Source organism: Achromobacter sp. RT286_PF, assembly GCF_059760425.1.
Genome location: NZ_JCBAMR010000032.1, coordinates 16396 through 38846 on the forward strand (window position 1 = coordinate 16396; position 22451 = coordinate 38846).

General features: G+C 63.5%; 20 protein-coding genes. 16 read left to right on the forward strand and 4 right to left on the reverse strand.

Annotated features, from left to right (window positions below; translation table 11 throughout):
* Positions 1–32: 32 nt before the first annotated feature.
* The 3 genes from AC6LJY_RS21335 to map form a co-directional block, all read right to left on the reverse strand.
* Positions 33–746 carry a MarC family protein gene (locus tag AC6LJY_RS21335; protein ID WP_046807192.1) on the reverse strand — a complete coding sequence of 238 codons (714 nt, stop codon included), beginning with the start codon at positions 744–746 and terminating at the stop codon, positions 33–35.
* An 80-nt stretch (positions 747–826) separates the two neighbouring features.
* The gene (locus AC6LJY_RS21340; RefSeq protein ID WP_314364234.1) at positions 827–3433 is read right to left on the reverse strand and encodes a [protein-PII] uridylyltransferase; all 2607 of its coding nucleotides are present in this window, start codon (positions 3431–3433) and stop codon (positions 827–829) included.
* Positions 3434–3450: 17 nt separating this feature from the next.
* A complete protein-coding gene (gene map, locus AC6LJY_RS21345; RefSeq protein ID WP_046807190.1) occupies positions 3451–4272 on the reverse strand; it encodes a type I methionyl aminopeptidase in 822 nt (273 codons plus the stop codon).
* 862 nt (positions 4273–5134) lie between these two features.
* Between map and rpsB the strand changes: the two genes are divergently transcribed.
* From rpsB to AC6LJY_RS21425, 16 genes are all read left to right on the forward strand, one after another.
* A complete protein-coding gene (gene rpsB, locus AC6LJY_RS21350) occupies positions 5135–5884 on the forward strand; it encodes a 30S ribosomal protein S2 (RefSeq protein ID WP_046807189.1) in 750 nt (249 codons plus the stop codon).
* Between the two features lie 180 nt (positions 5885–6064).
* A complete protein-coding gene (gene tsf / locus AC6LJY_RS21355) occupies positions 6065–6943 on the forward strand; it encodes a translation elongation factor Ts (RefSeq protein WP_046807188.1) in 879 nt (292 codons plus the stop codon).
* 175 nt (positions 6944–7118) lie between these two features.
* On the forward strand, positions 7119–7835 hold the full coding sequence (gene pyrH, locus AC6LJY_RS21360) for a UMP kinase (protein WP_046807187.1): 717 nt from the start codon (positions 7119–7121) through the stop codon (positions 7833–7835).
* A 15-nt stretch (positions 7836–7850) separates the two neighbouring features.
* Positions 7851–8411, forward strand: coding sequence for a ribosome recycling factor (frr, locus tag AC6LJY_RS21365; protein ID WP_046807186.1), 561 nt, complete (start codon positions 7851–7853; stop codon positions 8409–8411).
* 179 nt (positions 8412–8590) lie between these two features.
* Positions 8591–9355 (forward strand): polyprenyl diphosphate synthase, encoded by a 765-nt coding sequence (uppS, locus tag AC6LJY_RS21370; protein ID WP_046807185.1) that lies wholly within the window; start codon positions 8591–8593, stop codon positions 9353–9355.
* 52 nt (positions 9356–9407) lie between these two features.
* Positions 9408–10265: a phosphatidate cytidylyltransferase gene (locus tag AC6LJY_RS21375; protein WP_046807184.1), complete on the forward strand. Its 858-nt coding sequence runs from the start codon at positions 9408–9410 to the stop codon at positions 10263–10265.
* Positions 10262–11461: a 1-deoxy-D-xylulose-5-phosphate reductoisomerase gene (locus tag AC6LJY_RS21380; RefSeq protein ID WP_314364241.1), complete on the forward strand. Its 1200-nt coding sequence runs from the start codon at positions 10262–10264 to the stop codon at positions 11459–11461. The genes AC6LJY_RS21375 and AC6LJY_RS21380 overlap by 4 nt, the downstream gene beginning before the upstream one ends.
* Positions 11462–11504: 43 nt before the next feature.
* Positions 11505–12836 carry an RIP metalloprotease RseP gene (rseP, locus tag AC6LJY_RS21385; protein WP_046807182.1) on the forward strand — a complete coding sequence of 444 codons (1332 nt, stop codon included), beginning with the start codon at positions 11505–11507 and terminating at the stop codon, positions 12834–12836.
* Between the two features lie 53 nt (positions 12837–12889).
* Positions 12890–15223 carry an outer membrane protein assembly factor BamA gene (bamA, locus tag AC6LJY_RS21390; protein ID WP_046807181.1) on the forward strand — a complete coding sequence of 778 codons (2334 nt, stop codon included), beginning with the start codon at positions 12890–12892 and terminating at the stop codon, positions 15221–15223.
* Between the two features lie 109 nt (positions 15224–15332).
* Positions 15333–15893 carry an OmpH/Skp family outer membrane protein gene (locus AC6LJY_RS21395; RefSeq protein ID WP_046807180.1) on the forward strand — a complete coding sequence of 187 codons (561 nt, stop codon included), beginning with the start codon at positions 15333–15335 and terminating at the stop codon, positions 15891–15893.
* A 17-nt stretch (positions 15894–15910) separates the two neighbouring features.
* Entirely contained in the window at positions 15911–17008 is a 1098-nt protein-coding gene (lpxD, locus tag AC6LJY_RS21400; RefSeq protein WP_498136698.1) for a UDP-3-O-(3-hydroxymyristoyl)glucosamine N-acyltransferase, read from the forward strand.
* Positions 17009–17075: 67 nt separating this feature from the next.
* Positions 17076–17531 (forward strand): 3-hydroxyacyl-ACP dehydratase FabZ, encoded by a 456-nt coding sequence (gene fabZ / locus AC6LJY_RS21405; protein WP_006219108.1) that lies wholly within the window; start codon positions 17076–17078, stop codon positions 17529–17531.
* Positions 17532–18326, forward strand: a complete 795-nt coding sequence (lpxA, locus tag AC6LJY_RS21410) for an acyl-ACP--UDP-N-acetylglucosamine O-acyltransferase (RefSeq protein WP_219992273.1) — start codon at positions 17532–17534, stop codon at positions 18324–18326.
* A complete protein-coding gene (lpxB, locus tag AC6LJY_RS21415) occupies positions 18323–19519 on the forward strand; it encodes a lipid-A-disaccharide synthase (RefSeq protein ID WP_219992274.1) in 1197 nt (398 codons plus the stop codon). Before lpxA ends, lpxB begins: the two co-directional genes overlap by 4 nt.
* Positions 19506–20114 (forward strand): ribonuclease HII, encoded by a 609-nt coding sequence (gene rnhB, locus AC6LJY_RS21420; protein WP_046807176.1) that lies wholly within the window; start codon positions 19506–19508, stop codon positions 20112–20114. The genes lpxB and rnhB overlap by 14 nt, the downstream gene beginning before the upstream one ends.
* The gene (locus AC6LJY_RS21425; protein WP_498136699.1) at positions 20111–20890 is read left to right on the forward strand and encodes a TrmH family RNA methyltransferase; all 780 of its coding nucleotides are present in this window, start codon (positions 20111–20113) and stop codon (positions 20888–20890) included. Before rnhB ends, AC6LJY_RS21425 begins: the two co-directional genes overlap by 4 nt.
* A gap of 599 nt (positions 20891–21489) precedes the next feature.
* On the opposite strand, the gene ppsR is transcribed toward AC6LJY_RS21425, so the two are convergent.
* A complete protein-coding gene (gene ppsR, locus AC6LJY_RS21430) occupies positions 21490–22317 on the reverse strand; it encodes a posphoenolpyruvate synthetase regulatory kinase/phosphorylase PpsR (protein ID WP_046807173.1) in 828 nt (275 codons plus the stop codon).
* Positions 22318–22451: the final 134 nt, after the last annotated feature.

The following is a 22451-nucleotide window of genomic DNA, read 5'->3' on the forward strand; positions in this document are numbered from 1 at the left end:
TGGTCGATGCGGGCACGCAGCCCGGCCAACGCTTAGGCTTTGGGAACCGGAATTGGTTGCATCACCTGCGTCAACAAACCCAGCATCAGGTCGCGCGCGCCTTCCCAGAAGATCTGTACGCCCAGGCACAGCATGATGAAGGCGGACAGCCGCATGAACACGGCCGTGCCGTTGTCGCCCAGCCGGTGCAGCATCTGGGCGGCAAAGCGCAGGCAGATATACAGGGTCAGCGACACGGCGATGATGCCCGGAATCGAGCCACCCAGGCGTACTAGGCTCAGCACATGGTTCTGGTCGCGCAGCGACACGCCCACGGTAATGGCGGCGGCAATCGAGCCCGGGCCGCAGCTGATGGGGAAGGTCAACGGGTAGAACGCGCGCGCCTTGGCCATTTCAGGCGTAAACGATTCGGCCATGCGGGCCACGCGCTCGGTATCGGCATCCGGCGAATTCACCAGCCGCCAGGCGCTGGCAATCACCAGCATGCCGCCACCCACGCGCACGATCGACAACGAAATGCCGAAGAAACTGAGCAGCACGTTGCCGGCCACCATGGCCACGACCAGCATCAGGCACACGTTGATAGCGACGCGCTTGGCCAACACCACGCGCGTGGCCGACGAGGCGCCTTCGGTCAGCGACAGGAAGATTGGCGCGATGGCGGGCGGGTTCAGGAAGGGCAGTAGCGTGGCCAGCGCAAAAAAGAAGCTGCTGCCAAAGACGCGCAGATAGTCGTTGAGCTGCATGAGGGCGGGCATCGCGTGGCCGAAAACCCGGATTGTATGCGGTCCGGGTGCCGTCTGGCGATGCCGCGGCTGCGGTCAGATCAAGCGACCCGCTGTTGCGCCTCGTCGCCGGCCAGCGCATCCAGGATGTCGCGTTCAAACTGCATCTGGCTGCGGGGGCGGGCCAAAGTGGATCCGTCCACGATGAAGACGTCTTCCACGCGGTCACCCAGCGTCATGATCTTGGCCATCAACAGGTTGATTTCGTGCCGTGCGAACACGCGCGCCAAAGCGTGCAGCAGGCCAGGGCGGTCGGTGGCCGTGACGGACAGGCGCCACGATGTGCTGCGCTCGTCCGGTTGCAGTTCAGCCTGCGGCATGACGGGAAATACCCGCGACACGCGCGATTGCCGGTTGCGGCCGTAATAGCCGCCCCGGTTGGGCTGCGCTTGCGCGGCCGCCTGCGGGTCTTTCAGACGTTCGGCCAGTTCGTGTTCCACCAGCGTGGCTTGCGCGCGCAGGTCGCTGGCGCCTTCGGGCAGCAGCACGATAAAGCTGTCCAGCGCCCAGCCATGGCGGGTGGTGTGGATGCGAGCGTCCTGAATAGACAGGCTCTTGGCGTCGAAGTACCCGCAGATCGCCACGAACAGGTCCGGCGCATCGCGCGTGTAGACCATGATCTGCAAACCTTCGCCTTGCTCGGTGGGGCGCGCTTTGACCACGGCTTGCGCGGGAGCCACCTGGTGATACAGGTGGCGCGTGTGCCAGGCAATGTCGGAAGCGTCGTGGCGCAGGAAATAGGCCACGTCCAGCTGGTTCCAGAAGGCCTCGCGGGCGTCGTCGCGCAGGCCGGCCCGGCGCGTCAGGCGGGCCGCTTCTTCCTTGCGTTCGGTCAGCACCGTGTGCGCGTCCGCGTGGGCGCCGCCCAGGGCCGCCAGCGTCAACTTGTACAGGTCTTCCAGCAGCTTGCCCTTCCAGGCGTTCCACACCTTGGGGCTGGTGCCCCGGATGTCGGCCACCGTCAGCAGGTACAGCGCGGTCAAGTGGCGTTCGTCTTTGACCGTGCTGGCAAATTCCTGCACCACCGCCGGGTCGGAAAGGTCACGCTTTTGCGCCACGGCCGACATCAGCAGGTGCTGGCGCACCAGGAATTCCACCAGCTTGGCGTCTTCCGGGTCCATGCCGTGGTCTTGCGCAAACTTGCGCACGTCGCGGGCGCCCAATTCGGAGTGGTCGCCGCCCCGGCCTTTGGCGATGTCGTGAAACAGCGCGGCCACGTACAGCAGCCAGTGCCGGTCCAACCCGGCAATCAGCTGGCTGGCCAGCGGATATTCCTGCGCGTGCTCGGGCATGGTGAAGCGGCGCAGGTTGCGCACCACGGCCAGCGTGTGCTGGTCCACCGTGTAGGCGTGGAAAAGGTCGTGCTGCATCTGGCCCACAATGCGGCGAAACACCGGCAGGTAGCGGGGCAGGATGTTCAGCATCGTCATGCGCCGCAGCTCGTGCACGATGCCGCGCGGCTGCTGAAGAATCTGCAGGAACAGCTTGCGGTTGACCGGGTTGCGTCGGAACTGCGCGTCGATGCGATGGCGCGAATGCCAGATCGCGCGCAACGTGCGCGCCGACATGCCGGTCAGTTCGGGGTGCTGCTGCATCACCAGGAAGGCGCGCAGCAGCAGGGTGGGGTTGCGTTCGAAACCGTCGTCGCGAATGATGTCCAGGCGGTCGCGCAGGTTGCGGAAATCGTCGTCGATATCGCGCGCGTCGCTATCGGGGCGCGGAAACAGCCGTTCTTCGATGTTCTGCACCAGGATGCCGTTCAACTGCGTTACCAGCCGCGCTGCCCAGTAGTAGCGCTGCATCAGCAGTTCGCTGCCGCGCCGCGTGGCGGTGGCATGAATGCCGTAGACCTCGGCCAGCGCCGGCTGCAAGTCGAACAGCACGCGGTCCTCGCGGCGGTTCGACAGCAGATGCAATTCAATGCGCAGGCGCTTGAACGCCTGTTCGGCCTTGCGCAGGTCGCGCGCCTCGGATGAGGTCAACAGGCCCGCTTGCGCAACCGACCGCCAGCTGTCGCCAAAACCCGCCGCGCGCGCCATCCACAGAATCACTTGCAGATCGCGCAGGCCGCCGGGCGATTCCTTGCAGTTCGGTTCCAGCGCATAGGGGGTGTCTTGGTAGCGTGCGTGGCGCTGCTGCATTTCGACCCGCTTGGCGCGGAAGAAGGCGCGCGGATCCAGCCGCGACTTGGTTGCCGCGTCGAACTTGCGCATCAGGATGCGGCTGCCCGCCAGCCAGCGCGATTCCAGCAGCGCCGTTTCCACGGTGATGTCGGCGTCGGCCTCGCGCTCGCAGTCTTCAATGGTGCGCACGCTGTGGCCGGGCTCCAGGCCCAAGTCCCACAGCGACGCCACCAGCCGTTCAATCGCCGTTTCTTCTTCCCGCGTGGGGGCGTGCGGCAACAGGATCAGCAGGTCGACGTCGGAATGCGGATACAGTTCGCCCCGGCCATAACCGCCCACCGCGGCCAGCGTGGCGCCCAGCGGCAGCGGATAGTGCTTGACCAGGTCGCGCAGCGCGGCGTCCACGATGCGCCGCAATTCAGACAGCAGGGTGTCCGGGCGCTCGTGTTCGCGAAACTGCGCCACCGCGGCGCGCCGGGACTGCTGGATGCGTTCGCGCAGGGAGCTCAGGAATTCGGCGGTCATGGGCGGGCGGCGATGCGTTACACGGCGGGGATGACGATGGGCTCGGTGATGAACGCCGGCGGGGGCGGCATGCCGGGCGACAGCGTCAGCACTTCATAGCCGGTTTCCGTGACGCAGACCGCGTGTTCCCATTGAGCGGACAGGCTATGATCGCGCGTGACCACCGTCCAGCCATCGGCCAACTGGCGGATTTCGCGGCGGCCGGCATTGATCATGGGTTCAATGGTGAACAACATGCCCGTTTCCAGTTTCACGCCGGTGCCGGGCTTGCCATAATGCAGCACTTGCGGATCTTCATGGAAGCGCTGGCCGATGCCGTGGCCGCAGAATTCGCGCACCACCGAAAAGCCGTTGGATTCCGCATGCTTCTGGATGGCGTTGCCCACGTCGCCCAGGGTGGCGCCGTTCTTGACCTGCTGAATTCCCTTCCACATGCATTCGAAGGTGATTTCGGTCAGGCGGCGCGACAAGATGGACTGTTCGCCCACGGGGTACATGCGGCTGGTGTCGCCGAACCAGCCGTCTTTGATGATGGTGACGTCAATATTGAGAGAGTCCCCATTTTTCAGGACCTTGTCGCCCGGGATGCCGTGGCACACCTGGTGGTTCACGGACGTACAGATGGCGCCGGTGAAGGGCGGGTAGCCGGGCGGGGCGTAGCCTACCGTGGCGGACTTGACCTTCAATTCGTCAGTCAGGTATTCCAGGCAGAGGCGGTCCAGCTCGCCGGTGGTGACCCCCGGCTTGACGTAGGGGGTGATGAAGTCGAGGACTTTGGCGGCGTCCTGGCAGGCGGCGCGCATCTTGGCCAGGTCGGCCGGATTGGTAATTGTGCCCATGGAGTAACTTGACGATCTCTCGCTTGAATGTCTGCTTGAAAGAATAGTAGAATTATAGGCTTCCCTAAAATTTTGGGGAGCCATCGGTAGTGATACCGGTAGCAGTGGTAGTAGTAGTAGTAGTAGCAGTGGTAGTAGTGCTGGTAACAGTACTGTTACCGTAACTGGGTAACGGCAAGAGCCGATCCTGGCAGCGGTGGTCGAAGATGCGCCGCATGAGTTTTGCCAGTCCCTTTGCCCCGAACGATCTTTCATGAGATCGGCAGCATGCCCTGAAGTTTCACCGCAAGCGAAGGTTGTGGAGCGAAATCGGGCAGGTTGCCAGGTACTGAAAGAGCGCAAGGTGCGAAAGGGGCCGCGCGGGATTTGTGTGGGTATTTGAAATCAGCAAAACCGGGGCACGGCGTGCTTGTACGCCCGGTCATGTTTTTGAGCGGCGATGCAGGTTCGGTATGGACGCCAGATTAAGTTCTTGAAAACCTTCGGGTTTTTTTAAGAAATGCCCTGGGGGTCTGATGCGCAAGATGGCGTTGAGCCTGACTGCGAAGAGCTGGATTTCGCTGCCAACAAAACAAGTCCGGGTGCGCTGAACCCCGGAAACTTCCAGGAATTTCCTGGAGGGTCTGGCTCAGCGCCTGCTTGTGCAGAACAAGCGGGAACAGGTGTGTAGTGCAAGGCTCTGGTCGTGTCGGTCGTCTGGGTTTATCGCGGAAGCAGTAGTTTTATTGCGACAGTGATCGGTCGGCCCGGTTAAAATTTTGTCCATCCCGCATGTTGCGGGAAATCGCGCGTCTCACCACCCAGGGTGTCAGCCAGATGCTGATGCAGGTGCGGCGCAAGAAACCAACCCTTGGAGAATTACATGTCTTTGATGCGCGAAATGCTGGAAGCGGGTGTCCACTTTGGTCACCAGACCCGTTACTGGAACCCCAAGATGGCTCCGTACATCTTCGGTCACCGCAACAAGATTCACATCATCAACCTGGAAAAGACGGTTGATAAGTACCAGGAAGCCACCAAGTTCGTGAAGCAGATCGCTGCTCGCGGCGGCAACATCCTGTTTGTCGGCACCAAGCGCGCTGCTCGCGAGCTGGTCGCCTCTGAAGCTGCTCGTTGCGGCATGCCCTTCGTCGACGCCCGCTGGCTCGGCGGCATGCTGACCAACTTCAAGACGGTCAAGACCTCGGTCAAGCGCCTGAAGGACATGGAAGTCGTCGTCGCCGAAGGCGGCGCCGAGCGCATGATCAAGAAGGAAGGCCTGCTGTTCCAACGCGAACTGGACAAGCTGAACAAGTCGATCGGCGGCATCAAGGACATGAACGGTCTGCCTGACGCCATGTTCGTCATCGACGTCGGCTACCACAAGATCGCCATCGCCGAAGCCAAGACGCTGGGTATCCCCGTCGTCGCCGTGGTTGATACCAACCACTCGCCGGACGGCATCGACTACGTCATCCCCGGTAACGATGACTCGGCCAAGGCCATCGCGCTGTACGCCAAGGGCATCGCCGACGCCGTGCTGGAAGGCCGCGAACAGAACATCAATGGTCTGGTCGAAGAGCAAGGCGAAGGTCAGGAAGAGTTCGTTGAAGTGCAGGACAACCAGGCCTAAGCCTGTTGTCATGTCCGGCGGTTAGTGTCCGGGAGCGGCTTTTGAAACAGAACCGCTCCCGCCTCGCCGGCACTGCGAAGGTGGGCTCCCATCTTCCTGGTCCGCCACTGGCGGGCGTCCCATCGAATCAAATCACTGCCCCGGCGAGCCGGGGCGTGTCTTAGCAAAATTGGAGCAAACATGGCTGAAATTACCGCTGCCCTGGTCAAGGAACTGCGCGAGAAGACCGACGCGCCCATGATGGAGTGCAAGAAGGCCTTGACGGAAGCCGAAGGCGACCTGGCTCGTGCCGAGGAAATCCTGCGCGTCAAGCTGGGCAACAAGGCCAGCAAGGCCGCTGCCCGCGTCACCGCCGAGGGCCTGATCGGTCTGTTCATCTCCGCCGACGCCAAGCAAGGCGCCGTGGTCGAAATCAACTGCGAAACCGACTTCGTTGCCAAGAACGACGACTTCGTCGGCTTCGTGAACAAGCTGGCTGAACTGGTTGCCACGCAGAACCCGGCCGACGTCGCCGCTCTGTCGGCCCTGCCGTTCGGTGAAGGCACCGTTGAAACGACCCGTACCGCCCTGATCGGCAAGATCGGCGAAAACATCTCGATCCGCCGCTTCGAGCGCATCGAAACGCCGAACTCGCTGGCCAGCTACGTGCACGGCGGCAAGATCGGCGTGCTGGTGGAATACACCGGCGCCGAAGAAGTGGGCAAGGACCTGGCGATGCACATCGCCGCCACCAAGCCCAAGGCCCTGAACGCCGACGGCGTGAACCCGGCCGACATCGCCGCCGAGCGTTCGGTTGCCGAGCAGAAGGCCGCCGAATCCGGCAAGCCGGCTGACATCGTCGCCAAGATGGTTGAAGGTTCGGTCGCCAAGTTCTTGAAGGAAGTGACCTTGTTGTCGCAACCTTTCGTCAAGAACGACAAGCACACGGTCGAACAGCATCTGAAGGCCAATGGCGCTTCGATCAGCAAGTTCGTGCTGTTCGTTGTCGGCGAAGGTATTGAGAAGAAGACCAGCGACTTCGCCGCTGAGGTTGCCGCCGCCGCCGCCGGCGCCGCCTAACCTTCTGGGGTAGTGCTTAAAGGCCGGCACTAGATTAAATTCTAGTCCGGCCTTTTTACGCCGAGGGGCCGGTTCGGGTGCAGCAGCGCCCGGCAGATAGCCGGCCCTGGGGCTTTGAGGGTCACCCTCATTCTTGTCATACACTTTCGTCGGATTGTTCTTCGGGATATCACCTATGAGCAGCAGAGCATACAAACGGGTTCTTCTCAAACTTTCCGGCGAGGCGCTGATGGGCGAGGATGCTTTTGGCATCAATCGTTCCACCATCGTCCGCATGACCGATGAGATCGCCGAAGTCGCCGCCACGGGCGTCGAACTGGCCATCGTCATTGGCGGAGGTAACATTTTCCGTGGCGTCGCCCCGGGTGCGCAGGGCATGGACCGCGCCACCGCCGACTACATGGGCATGATGGCCACCATCATGAACGCGCTTGCCCTGCAAGACGCGCTGAAGCACAAGGGCATCGACACCCGCGTACAATCCGCCCTGAACATCGATCAGGTCGTCGAACCCTACATCCGCCCGAAGGCTTTGCGCTACCTCGAAGAGGGCAAGGTCGTCATCTTCGCCGCGGGCACGGGCAACCCCTTCTTCACGACCGACACCGCCGCCGCCTTGCGTGGCGCGGAAATCGGCGCGGAGATCGTGTTGAAAGCCACTAAAGTGGACGGCATCTACAGTGCGGATCCCAACAAGGATCCCACCGCGACGCGTTATTCGCGGATCAGCTTCGATGAAGCGATCGTGCGCCGTCTGGAAGTCATGGACGCCACGGCCTTCGCACTGTGCCGTGACCAGAAACTGCCGATCAAAGTGTTTTCGATCAATAAGTCCGGCGCGCTCAAGCGAGTGGTCAGCGGCGAAGACGAAGGCACGTTGGTACACGTTTAAAGAAAAGGAAATTCCATGAGCGCAGCAGAAATTCGCAAATCCGCCGAAGCCAGGATGGCCAAGTCGCTTGATACGCTCAAGATCAACCTGGGCAAGATCCGGACGGGCCGCGCCCACACCGGCATCCTGGACCACGTGCAGGTCGAGTACTACGGCTCGCCGGTTCCGGTCGGCCAGGTCGCCAACGTGAACCTCGTGGACGCCCGCACCATCAGCGTGCAGCCCTACGAAAAGCACATGGCCGGCCCGATCGAAAAGGCCATCCGTGAATCGGATCTGGGCCTGAACCCGATCTCGATGGGCGATACCATCCGCGTGCCGATGCCCGCCCTGACCGAAGAGCGCCGCCGCGACCTGACCAAGGTTGTGCGCAGCGAAGGCGAAGACGCCAAGATCGCCGTGCGCAACCTGCGTCGTGAAGCGAACGAAGCCCTGAAGAAGCTGGTCAAGGACAAGGAAATCTCCGAGGACGACGAACGTCGTGCGCAGGACGATGTCCAGAAGCTGACCGATCGCGCCGTGGCCGACATCGACAAGATGGTCGTCCAGAAAGAAGCGGAAATCATGACCGTATAATCCGTGATTACTTCGGGGCGGGCGGCTTGGCCGTATCGCCCCGGCGTCAGGATTTTCTTGCCCATGCGCCGTCCTTACCATTGCTTCGCAGCACCCTTACGCAGCAATGGAATGACGGCGCAGGTTTTTCTCCCGTAGTTTCGATATTGGCCGGCTTTCCGCGCTTAAGTCCCACATCCATGGCAACCAGTTCGACCCAGGCGGTTCCCGATACTCGCGACATCCCAGAACACGTGGCCATCATCATGGACGGCAACGGGCGATGGGCCACGCGACGGCTGCTGCCTCGCACGGCCGGCCACGCCAAGGGCGTGCAGGCGGTACGCCGAGTGGTTGAAGCTTGCGGTCGCGCGGGCGTGCGCTACCTGACGCTGTTTGCGTTCAGCTCTGAAAACTGGCGCCGGCCCGCCGAGGAAGTCTCGCTGCTGATGCGCCTGTTCGTGCAGGCGCTTGAACGCGAAATCGGCAAGCTCGACGAGCAGGGCGTGCGCTTGCACGTCATCGGCGACCTGAGCGCGTTCGAACCCCGCTTGCAAGAGCTGATCCTGGCCGCGCAGGCGCGCACCGCCCACAACGACCGCTTGCACCTGACGGTGGCGGCCAACTACGGCGGCCGCTGGGACATTCTTCAAGCCACGCGCGCCATGCTCGCGGCCGAGCCCGAGCTGGCCGCCCACCCCGAGCGGGTCGACGAAGAGCGGCTGGCCCGGCACCTGTCGATGTCCTGGGCGCCCGAGCCCGACCTGTTCATCCGCACCGGCGGTGAGCAGCGCATTTCCAATTTCCTGATCTGGCAGATGGCCTACGCGGAGTTCTACTTCACGGATCGCTATTGGCCGGATTTCGGCGCCGCCGAATTGCAGGCGGCGTTTGACTGGTATCGCACCCGCGAACGCCGCTTCGGCCGCACCAGCGCGCAAGTCAGCGAAACCGGCGCGCAGTAAGCAGACCGCGACAAGCGTGTCTTTCCAGAGCAGCACACGAGGAGACCGTCATATGTTGGGCCAGCGTATCGTTACCGCCGTCATCCTGTTGGCCATTCTGGCCGCCGCGATGATCAGCGCGAATCCCTGGTGGTTTGTTGCCTTGCTGGCCCTGGCCGCCGCGTGCGCCAACTGGGAATGGCTGCGCTTGACGCTGCCCCAGCCCCCGTCCCCCCTGATTGCCATCGGCGTCGCCGTGCTGCTGTTTTGCGGCATGCTGGCGCTGGCGTCGGCCTGGCTGGCGGGCAACGGCGTGGGCTGGCGCGACCCTACTTGGGTGTTGCGCTATGTGGTGCCGGCCGTGGCGGCCGTCTGGTTGTTGGGCGGCTTCACGGCCGTAATCCAGGGCCGTTCCGACGCTTCGCCTGCCAGCCTGGGCTGGTCCGTCTTCTCGGTGCCCGCCGCGTTTGCGGCCTGGGCGGTGCTGGCGCAGATGTTCATCGCGCGCGGCGCGGGGTTCGTGGTGTCGCTGCTGGCGCTGGTTTGGGTGGCCGACATTGCCGCTTATTTCGCCGGCCGGGCGTTCGGCAAGCGTAAACTGGCTCCTCGGGTCAGCCCGGGCAAGACCATTGAGGGCGCCGTTGCCGGCGTGTTGGGCGCCGTGATCTGGATCGGCTTGTCCAGCCTGTGGGACGGCTCGTTCGGACATGCGCTGGTTGAACGCTGGAGCTTCTGGCTGGCGCTGCCCATTGCCGCCTTGCTGGGCGTGGTGTCCATTGTTGGCGACCTGTTCGAATCGCTGCTCAAGCGCCGCGCCGGCCGCAAGGATTCCAGCACGCTGCTGCCCGGCCACGGCGGGGTCTATGACCGCATCGATGCGATTCTTCCGGTTGCGCCGTTTGCGCTACTTTTGTCTGGAGTGTTGTTTTGACGGCTTTTCAACGCGTCGTCGTGCTGGGGTCGACCGGGTCGATCGGTGAAAGCACGCTGGATGTGATTGCCCGCCACCCCGATCGGCTGGCGGTTTATGCGCTGTCCGCGTACAGCCGGATGGAACGCTTGGCGCAACAGGCGCAGGCCAGCCGCGCCGCTGTTGTCGTGGTGCCGGATGACGCGGCCCGCAAGCAATTCACCGCCGCCTGGACAGGCAAGCAGCCGATGCCCGAAATCCGCGTCGGCGCCCAGGCGCTGGCGGACACCGCGGCCGACCCGGAATGCGATTCCGTCATGGCCGCCATCGTCGGCGCTGCCGGTTTGCCCGCCGCGCTGGCGGCTGCCCGAAGCGGCAAGCGCGTGTTGCTGGCCAACAAGGAAGCCCTGGTCGCTGCCGGGTCCTTGTTCATGCAGGCCATCCGCGACCACGGCGCCGAGCTGCTGCCCATCGACAGCGAGCACAACGCCATTTTCCAATGCCTGCCCCACGGCGGGCGGGCGCAAGCGCCCGATGCGCCCGCCCCGGGCGTGCGCCGTCTGCTTCTGACGGCCTCTGGCGGCCCGTTCCGCGGACGCGACCTTGAAGACCTGCACGATGTGACGCCCGCCCAGGCATGCGCCCATCCCAACTGGAGCATGGGCCGCAAGATCTCGGTGGACTCGGCCACCATGCTGAACAAAGGCCTGGAAGTGATCGAGGCGCATTGGCTGTTCGCCATGCCGGCCGATCGCATCGAAGTCGTGGTGCACCCGCAAAGCGTCGTGCATTCGATGGTCGAATACGACGACGGTTCGGTGCTGGCGCAGCTGGGGCAGCCCGACATGCGCACGCCCATCGCCTACGGGCTGGGCTTTCCCGACCGCCTGGCCAGCGGCGTGGGCCCGCTGGACCTGACGCGTCTGGGCCGGCTGGATTTCGAAAAGCCCGATCTGGCCCGCTTTCCCTGCCTGGCGCTGTCTTTTGCCGCGCTGCGGGCCGGGCAGGGCGCCTGCGTGGCGCTGAACGCCGCCAACGAAGTCGCCGTGGCGGCATTCCTGGATGGCCGCCTTCCCTACACCTGGATCGCGCGCGTCATTGAAGCCACCCTGGAGTGGCAAGCCGCCCGGGCATCTGTTACGCTCAACAGTCTTGACGAAGTGCTGGCGCTGGATGCCGACGCGCGCATCTTCGCCGGTAACCTTGGGCTGGCCTGATGGCTGGCCCCGCTTGCTTCTGATTCCCTAGATCCCGATCCCGATGCTTTTCACCCTGCTGGCCTTTGCGGTAGCGCTTGGCTCCCTGATCACCTTCCATGAGCTGGGGCACTATTGGGTGGCTCGGCTTTGCGGCGTCAAGGTGCTGCGGTTTTCGCTGGGCTTTGGCAAGGTCATCTTGCGTCGCACGGATAAAAACGGCACCGAATGGGCCGTTTCGGCGTTGCCGCTGGGCGGCTACGTCAAAATGCAGGACGACGCGCCCGCCGGGGCCAGCCCGGCCGAGGCCGCCAGCGCGTTCAACAACAAATCCGTGGGCAAGCGCATTGCCATCGTTGCCGCGGGCCCCATCTTCAACCTGATCCTGGCGGTCTTCCTGTACGCCGGCCTGAACATGGCCGGCACGGACGAACCGCAGGCCATCATCGCCCAACCCGCTGCTGAGACGCCCGCTGCAAATGCCGGTCTGCTTGCGGGCGACCGCATCCTGGCCGTGGACGGCCAGGAAATTGCCTCGTGGTCCGACGCCCGCTGGCGCCTGATGGACGTCATGTCCACCGGCGGCCGCGCGCTGATCGAAGTCAGCACCCCGTCCGGCGCCGTCCAGCAACGCGAGCTCAATCTGCCGCCCAACGCCATGGACCCGTCCTCGGGCGATCCCCTGGCCGCTGCCGGTATCCGCCTGGCCCAGCCCAAGCCCGGCGTGCGCGCCGTGAACGACGGCGGCGAAGGGCAGGCGGCGGGCATGCGTACCGGTGACCTGATCGTAGCCATCAACGGCCAGCCCACGCCGGAAACGGGGTCGGTCATCAAGCAAATCCAGCAAAGCGCCGGGCAGACGCTGACGCTGACCCTGCTGCGCGATGGCGCCAATATTTCGCTGAACGTGACGCCGCGCGCTGAAACGGTCAACGGCCAGGAAATCGGCCGCCTGGGCGTGCAGCTGGGCGGCGACGTGCCGATGGTCACCGTTCGCTATGGCCTGTTCGAAAGCGTATGGCGCGGTGCCGTCCGCACCTGGGATACCGCCTGGTTCTCGCTGCGCATGATGGGCCGCATGGTCACCGGCGATGTCTCGTGGCGCAACGTCAGCGGCCCGGTCACCATCGCCGACTACGCCGGCCAGACCGCCCGGATCGGCATTGTTGCGTATATCGCCTATATTGCCTTGATCAGTATCAGCCTGGGCGTACTAAATTTGCTGCCCATTCCTATGCTGGACGGCGGCCATCTGCTGTACTATCTCGTCGAAATTGTGCGGGGTAGCCCGCCGCCAGCGAGGTGGATCGATATCGGACAGCGCGCCGGCATAGGTTTATTGGCAGGCCTGATGGGCCTTGCGCTGTTCAACGATTTCACGCGTTTATTCACGTAAACGCGATTTAGCATAAAATCCCCCGCCATTTGCACGACCGAGGATACTCAAGGATGTCTTTTCGCCGGATGTTTCATCACAAAAAGGGTGTACTGCCGGGTCTCATCGCCGCATTAATGCTGCCGGCCATGGCCCAAGCCTTCGACCCTTTTGTCGTGCGGGATATCCGCGTAGAGGGTATTCAACGGACTGACGCCGGCACCGTCTTCGGTTATCTCCCCGTCAAGGTGGGCGAGAAATTCACCGAAGAAGAGGCTACCGAAGCCATCCGTCGCCTGTACGGCACGGGCTTTTTCACCGACGTGCAAATCCAGACGGACAACAACGTCGTGGTGGTCGTCGTGCAAGAGCGCCCGACCATCGCCTCCGTCAACTTCAACGGCATGCGTGAATTCGACTCCAAGGCGATCACCACGTCGCTGGGGCAGGTCGGTTTCGCCGAAGGCCGCATTTTCGATCGCTCGATGCTCGAGCGCGCGGAATACGAACTGAAGCAGCAATACCTGTCCAAGGGCAAGTACGGCGTCGAAGTCACCTCTACCGTGACCCCGCTGCCGCGCAACCGCGTGGGCGTGAGCTTCGACGTGTTTGAAGGGTCGGTTGCCCGCATCCAGGAAATCCGCTTCGTCGGCAACAAGGCCTTCTCGGAAAGCGACCTGCTTGACGAGTTCAAGCTGACGACGCCGGGCTGGTTGACCTGGTACACGGATACCGACAAGTATTCCCGCGAAAAGCTGGAAGGCGACCTTGAGCGCCTGCGTTCGTTCTACCTGGACCAGGGTTACCTGGAGTTCACGGTCGAGCCCCCGCAGGTCACCATTTCGCCTGACCGCAAAGACATCCGCATTACGATTACCGTTCACGAAGGCGAGCCCTACAAGGTGCGCAGCGTGAAGCTGGCCGGCAATCTGCTGGGCCTGGACAAGGAAATCAACGCCCTGGTGCAGACCAAGCCCAACGAGACGTTCTCGGCCGCCAAGGCCAACGACTCGGCCAAGGCCATTACCGACTACCTGGGCGAATTGGGCTACGCGTTCGCCAACGTCAACCCGAACCCGCAACTGGACCGCGCCAAGCACGAAGCCGACCTGACGTTCTACGTCGACCCGAGCCGCCGTGTGTACGTGCGCCGCATCCAGATCGGTGGCAACACCCGCACGCGCGACGAAGTCGTGCGCCGCGAAATGCGCCAGCAGGAAGCTGCCTGGTACGACGCCAAGGACATCAAGACGTCCCGCGACCGCGTCGACCGCCTGGGTTACTTCAGCGACGTCAACGTCAAGACCGATCCCGTCCCCGGTTCGCCCGACCAGGTCGATGTGAACGTGGACGTGAAAGAAAAGCCCACCGGCATGATCAACCTGGGCGTGGGCTACGGCTCGTCCGAAAAGGCGATTCTGTCGGCCGGTATCAGCGAAGACAACGTTTTCGGCAGCGGCACCAACCTGACGCTGCAATTGAACACCAGCAAGACGAACCGCGCGGTCGTGCTGTCGCACACCGACCCGTACTGGACCAAGGAAGGCATCAGCCGCACGACGTCCGCGTACTACCGCGTGACCGAGCCCTGGAACAACAACGACGGCGACTACCGCGTCAAGGCGCTCGGCCTGGGCATGAACTTCGGCATTCCGATTTCGGAATACGACCGGATCTTCCTGGGTGCCAACTACGAACATAACCAGATCGACCTGTTCACGAACTCGCCGCAGGCCTACCGCGACTTCGTAAGTCAGTACGGCGATTCGACGAACGCGGTCATCTTCAGCACCGGCTGGTCCAAGGACACGCGTGACAGCGCGCTGGCGCCGACCAAGGGCTCGTACACGCGCCTGAAGGCCGACGTATCCACCGTCGACCTGCAATACACGATGTTGACCGGCCAGCAGCAGTACTTCGTGCCGCTGGGTGGCTCGTACACGCTGGCCTTGAACGGCATGGTCGATTGGGGCAACAGCTACGGCAGCAAGAATTATCCCGTCATCAAGAATGTGTATGCCGGCGGTATCGGCACCGTTCGTGGGTATGAAGGGTCGTCGCTGGGTCCGCGCGATACGCTGACCGGCGATTACCTGGGCGGTACGCGTCGTGTCGTGGCCAACGCGCAGTTGTATCTGCCGTTCCCGGGCGCCACCAAGGACCGCACGCTGCGTTGGTTCATCTTCAGCGATGCAGGCCAGGTCGCTGCCGGCAGTGGTCTGAGCTGCACCCGCGGCCGCAACAACACCGAGGTCGAGGATCCTTGCGGCTGGCGTTTCTCGGCGGGTGTCGGCCTGTCGTGGCAGTCGCCGATGGGACCGTTGCAGCTGTCTTACGCGCGTCCGCTGAACTCCAAGCAGGGTGACGACAAGCAAAGCTTCCAGTTCCAGATCGGTACCGGTTTCTAAGCGCGCCGTTACGCTTGAAAACAAGGGAGGGGCCCCATGGCCCGGCTCCCTTGCTGTTTAGTGGCACAATACACACTTTGGCTTTGCCTTACTGGAAGGTGAGATTTTCATGATGTCTGATTTCGCACTTAAATCATCGAATACGCCGCGCGCCAAGCGCCGTGGCAAGCTGGGCGGCTCCATTGCCCTGGTGGGTGCTCTCATTCTCGGTTCGGCTGCTGCGATTCCCGCGCAGGCTCAAAACACCAAGATCGGCTTCGTCAACACCGAGCGGATCCTGCGTGAATCGGGCCCGGCCAAGACGGCGCAAAGCAAGATCGAAGCCGAATTCAAGAAGCGCGACGACGAGCTCCAGCGCCTGAACAACAGCCTGCGTTCGCAAGCCGAGAAGTTCGACAAGGACGCTCCGGTTCTGTCGGAATCCGACCGCGTCAAGCGCCAGCGCGAACTGTCCAACCTGGATACCGACCTGCAACGCAAGCGTCGTGAATTCCAGGAAGACTTCAACCGCCGCCGCAATGAAGAGTTCTCGGGCATCGTCACGAAGGCCAACGAGGCCATCAAGCGCATCGCCGAGCAAGAAAGCTACGACCTGATCATCCAGGACGCCGTGACGGTCAACCCGCGCATCGACATCACCGACAAGGTGATTCAGAGCCTGGGCAAGTAAGCAGCACCCGTCACACCATGCCGGTTTTACTGGATCTTGCTCGCGCGCCGACTCTTGAAGCACTGTTGAGCGCCGCCAATACCCAGGGTATGGACTGGCGCATCAGCGCGCCCCAGGGCGCAGAACCTTTCAAGGTCTGCGGTATCGGGACGCTGTCTTCGGCGGGTAGCCAGGAAATCACGTTCCTGGCCAACCCCCGCTACCAGAGCCAACTGACCACCACGCAAGCCGGGGCGGTCATCGTCTCGGCCGACGTGGCCGAGGCGCTGGAAGGCCAGGGCGCCGATCGGCCGCCCTTTGCGCTGGTCGTCTGCAAACATCCCTATCTGCTGTATGCCCGTGTGGCCCAATGGTTCGACGCGGCGCGTCGTCCTGCGTTGCCGGGTTCCACGCATCCGTCCGCTGTTGTTGCGCCCGACGCCGTCCTTGAAGAGGGCGTGCGTATCGGCCCCAATTGCGTGGTCGAGGCGGGCGCCCGCATCGGTCGCGACACGGTCCTGGGACCGAGCTGCGTGGTCGGAGCGGGCTCGTCCATTGGTGCGGGCAGCCGCCTGCACGCACATGTCACCCTTTACGAAGGCGTGAAAGTGGGCGAGCGGGCCATCATTCACAGCGGCGCCGTGCTGGGCGCCGACGGTTTCGGCTTTGCGCCGGACCCGACGCTGGGGCAGGGCGCCTGGGGCAAGATTCCCCAGCTGGGCGGCGTGTCCGTGGGCAACGATGTCGAAATCGGGGCCAACACCACCGTCGACCGCGGCGCCTTGGACGACACCGTGGTGTCGGACGGCGTCAAGCTGGACAACCAGATCATGGTGGCGCACAACGTGCGCATCGGCGCGCATACCGCCGTGGCGGCGTGCGTCGGCATCGCCGGCTCCACCACCATTGGCGAACGCTGCACCATCGGCGGCGCCGCGATGCTATCGGGCCATTTGACCCTGGGCGACGACGTGCACATCTCGGGTGGCACGGCGGTCACCTCCAGCATCACCAAGCCAGGCCGCTATACCGGGGTGTTCCCGTATGCCGAGCATGGCGACTGGCAGCGCAACGCCGCCGTGATACAACAGTTGGCGCAACTGCGCCGCCGCGTGCGCACGCTGGAAAAAGACTAGAGCGCGCAATTGCCGCCTGGGCGTGCACGCGCCAAAATTATTTCATCTCGCAGGAAAGCATAGAAAAATGGAACTCGACATCAAGGGGATCATGGAGAGGCTGCCGCATCGTTATCCGATGCTGCTGATTGATCGCGTCGTCGAAATGGTGCCCGGCAAGTCTATTGTCGCCATCAAGAATGTCTCGATCAATGAACCGTTTTTCAACGGTCACTTCCCCCACCATCCGGTGATGCCGGGCGTGCTCATCGTGGAAGCCATGGCGCAAGCTTCGGCACTGTTCTCGTTCACGGACGAAAACGGCGGCCTCAAATGCGATAGCTCCAAGACGGCCTACTATCTGGTCGGCGTCGACGGCGCGCGCTTCCGCCGCCCCGTGGTGCCGGGTGATCAACTGCGCATCGAAGTCGAAGCCGAACGTCTGAGCCGCAGCATCTGTAAGTACGCCGCGCGCGCGACGGTCGACGGACAAGAAGTGGCGTCCGCCAAGCTGATGTGCGCGATTCGCAGCCTGGAAGAGTAAATGGCAGGAAACATCCATCCCACCGCAGTCGTTGATCCGGCGGCAAAAATTGACCCGAGCGCCGTAATCGGCCCGTTCGCAATGGTGGGGCCAGACGTCACCATCGGAGCAGGGACCGAAATCGGCCCCTACTGCATGGTTGACGGCGTCACGACCATCGGGCGCGACAACCGTTTTTACCGCTACTGCTCGATCGGCGGCATGCCGCAAGACAAGAAGTACGCCGGTGAAAAGACGCGCCTGACGATCGGCGACCGCAATACCGTGCGCGAATTTGTCACGCTGAACACGGGCACCGTCCAAGATGGCGGCGAAACGACGCTGGGCAGTGACAACTGGATCATGGCGTATGTGCACGTGGCGCATGACTGCCACGTTGGCAGCCACACCATTCTGGCCAACTCGGTGCAACTGGGCGGCCATGTGCATGTGGGCGACTGGGCCATCATCGGCGGCCTGACCGGCGTGCACCAGTTTGCACGCGTGGGCGCGCACACCATGACGGGTGGCAACAGCTCGTTGATGCAGGATACGCCGCCGTTCGTGCTGGCGGCGGGCAACCCGTGCCGGCCGGTGGGCATCAACGTCGAAGGCCTGAAGCGTCGCGGTTTTACCCCCGTGATGATTTCGGCCTTGCGGGAAGCCTACAAGATCATCTACCGCCGTGGTTTGCCGCTGGACGCCGCGCGCGCTGAATTGCACAAGCGCCAACAAGAAATTCCCGAAGCGGCCGAGCATCTGCAAACGCTGCTGGATTTCCTGGACGTCGCCTCGCGCGGCATCATTCGCCCATGAACACTCGGATCGGCATGGTGGCCGGCGAGCCCTCGGGCGACTTGCTGGCCGGTCGGATCATTGCCGGTCTGCAAGCCCGCGATGCCAGCGTGCGGTGCGAAGGCATCGGCGGCCCGCAAATGCAGGCCCGCGAATTTGACGCCTGGCATCCCATGCACGCGCTGACCGTGTTCGGCTACGTCGATGCGCTCAAGCGCCTGCCCAGCTTGCTGAGCACCTATCGCGACGTCAAGCGCCGCTGGCTGGCCGAGCCGCCCAAGGTCTTCGTGGGCATCGATGCCCCCGACTTCAACCTGCGGCTGGAACACCAGCTACGCCTGGCCGGTACCCCCACGGTACATTTCGTCGGCCCGTCCATCTGGGCGTGGCGCTACGAACGCATTCATAAGATCCGTGAATCCGTGTCGCACATGCTGGTGCTTTTCCCGTTCGAGGAAGAGATCTACCGCAAGGAAAACATTCCGGTCACCTACGTGGGCCACCCGCTTGCCGGCGCCATCCCGATGCAGCCGGACCGCGCCGCCGCGCGCGCAAGCCTGGGCATCGACCCGAACGCGCGCGTGCTGGCGATTTTGCCCGGTAGCCGTTCGTCCGAAATCCGCCTGCTGGCGCCGCGCTTTTTGCAGGCTGCCCAGCTGTTGATGAAGAAAGATCCCGCCCTGCAGTGCGTCGTGCCGATGGTTAACGACCAGCGCCGCGCCGAATTCCAGGCGATTCTGGCTCAGCACCCGGTGCCCGGCCTGCGCTGCATCACCGCCGACGACCTGCATGGCGCCGGCGGCGATCGCAAGGCGCCCGTGGCCTGGTCCGTGATGGAAGCGGCCAACGCGGTGTTGGTGGCCAGCGGCACGGCCACGTTGGAAACGGCGCTGTACAAGCGCCCCATGGTGATTTCGTACGTGTTGTCGCCCTGGATGCGCCGCATCATGACGTGGAAGTCGGGGCAGCAGCGGCCTTACTTGCCGTGGGTGGGCCTGCCCAATGTGCTGTTGCGCGATTTCGCGGTGCCTGAATTGCTGCAAGACGACGCAACGCCCGAAAAGCTGGCCGAGGCGACCTGGGCGTCCTTGACCGACGATGCGCTGATCGCCCGCGTCGAGGCCCGCTTTACCGCCATGCACCAGGAATTGCTGCGCGACACGCCGGCCCTGGCAGCCCAGGCGATTCTGGAGGTGGCGGGTGGAGCAGCCTGAATTGTTCGCGGCCCCCGTGCAACCCGCCATGGTTACGGCGGGCGTGGACGAGGCGGGCCGTGGCCCGCTTGCCGGCGCGGTCTATGCCGCGGCGGTGATCCTGAACCCTGCGCGGCCCATCGATGGGCTGGCCGATTCCAAGGTGCTTAAAGCCGCCACCCGCGAGGCGCTGGCGCTTGAGATCCAGGAATACGCCCTGGCCTGGTGCGTTGCCAGTGCCAGCGTGCAGGAAATCGATACCCTGAACATCCTGCGGGCCACGATGCTGGCCATGCAACGGGCGGTGCAGGGCTTGTCCTTACCCGCGCAACTGGCTTTGGTGGACGGCAACCAGGCGCCCAAGCTCGGTTGCACCGTGCAGACGGTCATCAAGGGCGATGCGCTGGTGCCGGCAATTTCCGCTGCCTCCATCCTGGCCAAGACCGCGCGCGATGCCGATCTGGTGCGCCTGCACAGCCTGTATCCGCAATACGCCTTTGACCAGCACAAGGGCTACGGCACCGCGCTGCACCTGCAAATGTTGCGCGAACACGGCCCTTGCGCGGAACACCGCCGCAGCTTCGCTCCGATCAAGGCGTTTGGCCTGGCGTCATGAAGCACATCAGTTCCCGCGACAATCCGGCGGTCAAGGCCTTGGCCAAATTGGCCGGCACGGCCGGCAAACGCGGCGCGCCCGTATTGCTGGACGGCGTGCACCTGTGCCAGGCATGGTTGCAGCACCACGGTGCGCCGGACCAGGCCATCTTCGATGTGGACCGCCTGGCACAACCCGATATCGCCGCGCTGGCAGCCGCGGTTCCCGACGCCCGCTGCCTGGCGCTGGATGCACGCCTGATGCAGTCGCTGGCCAGCGTGGAAAGCGGGCAGGGCGTGGCCTTTCTGGTCACTCCCACGCCGTTGGAAATGCCGGCCGACATCGACGAAAACTGCGTGCTGTTCGACCGTATCCAAGACCCCGGCAACGTCGGCACGCTGCTGCGCACCTGCGCGGCGGCGGGCGTGAAACGTGTGTTCCTGGCAACGGGTACCGCCGCCGCGTGGTCGCCCAAGGTCTTGCGCAGCGGCCAAGGCGCGCACTTCGCGCTGGCCATCCACGAACACGTTGACCTGCCCGCCTTGTTGCCCAGCCTGCGCGTGCCGCTGGTAGCGACCGCCCTGGACGGCGCACAGAACCTGTACGAAGGCGCGTTGCCGGCCCGGTGCGCCTGGGTCTTCGGGCACGAGGGCCAGGGCGTGGATCCCGCTTTGCTTGCCGCCGCCCGGCTCAAGGTCTGCATCCCCCACGACATGGCCGCCGTCGAGTCCCTGAACGTCGGCGCGGCTGCCGCGATCTGCCTGTTCGAGCAGCGGCGCCAAGCGCTTCGTTATTGAAACCACAGGGTTTGCAAGATTCGGTGGCGGTCATAGACTGCGCGTTTTGACTTCTTCCGAGGTGGCTATGACGGCATCGCCGGCTCACAGGATCTGGGCGGAAAGGTTGCAAGGGCGCCCTGCGCGTATCTGGCGGGCGTTGCTGCTGGCGTCCGCATGCGGGCTTGCGCTGGGCGCCTGCACGTCTGGCATGCAGATAATCGGCATGACGCCCGTGGCTGCCGCGGATCCGGTCCACACTATCCGGTTGTCTCGCGCCGTCATCGCCGCTGGGCCTGAGGGCAACAGCGTGACTTTGCCAGCCGGGTCGCAGTGGCGCCGAGTGGGCGCCCTGCCTGAGGGAGACGTCTACCGTTCGGCGAGTGGCCCGTTTACTCTTCAGCCGAGGCGGCAAGGCGAGGCCTATCTGGTGGCCTCGTCAGGCAGACTTCTGGGTTTTTACCTGCCGTCGGAAAGCGCGTATTTGGCGCTGTCTCGTTCTGTCATATTGCCCGTGGGGATGCGGCAATGAAACCGTGGAGCGCGCCAAGTTCTGGCCCACGCCCATTTTTATTGAATAGGCCAAGCTTGGGCGCACCATGGGTGCGCCCAAGTTTTTTTCAGCCCCGATCCAGGCCCACTTCCTGCAACACCGTCGTCGCGATTTCTTCAATCGATTTGGTGGTGCTGGACAGCCACGAAATGCCTTCACGGCGCATCATCCGTTCGGCTTCCGCCACTTCGTAGCGGCATTGTTCCAGCTGGGAATAGCGGCTGTTGGGGCGGCGTTCGTTGCGAACTTCCGCCAGGCGCTCGGGCTGGATCGACAGGCCGAACAGCTTGGCGCGGTGCGGGGCGATGGTCGAGGGCAGGGTGCCGCGTTCGAAATCGTCCGGCGTCAGCGGGAAGTTGGCGGCCTTGATGGCGTACTGCATCGCCAGGTACAGGCTGGTGGGGGTCTTGCCGCAGCGCGACACGCCCACCAGGATGACATCCGCCTGGTCCAGCTGGTTGACGAACTGGCCGTCGTCGTGGGCCAGGCTGAAGTTGATGGCGTCGATACGGTTGCGGTACTTTTCGGAATTGGCCTGCATGTGCGACCGGCCGATCGAATGGCTGGACTTCAGGCCCAGCGCTTGCTCGATATGGCTGACGAAGGTGCCGAACAGGTCCATGAAGATGCCGTTCGCCTGGCGAACACGCGCCAGGATCTCGGGGTTGACCAAGGTGCTGAACACAATCGGGGGCACACCGGCTTCCAGGGCGCTGCGGTCGATGCGCATGGCGACCTCGGCGGCCTTTTCCAGGGTGTCGACGAACGGCAGCCGAATCGGCTTGAATTCCACCTCTTCGAACTGGGACAGCACCGACTGGCTGAAGGTCTCGGCGGTGATGCCGGTACTGTCGGAAACGATGTATACCGTGCGTGCGATCGGGGTAGATGTCATGTGTAAAAAATTCCAACCAGTCAGATAGCCCAGGGTACTCCACCGAGTACAATCAGGCCCCTATAAGTCACCCCAAGGGCGGTCCAAGGCCAGTTTGGTCAGCGTCTGAAAAAAGCAGTTTTTGTGCTTGTTTC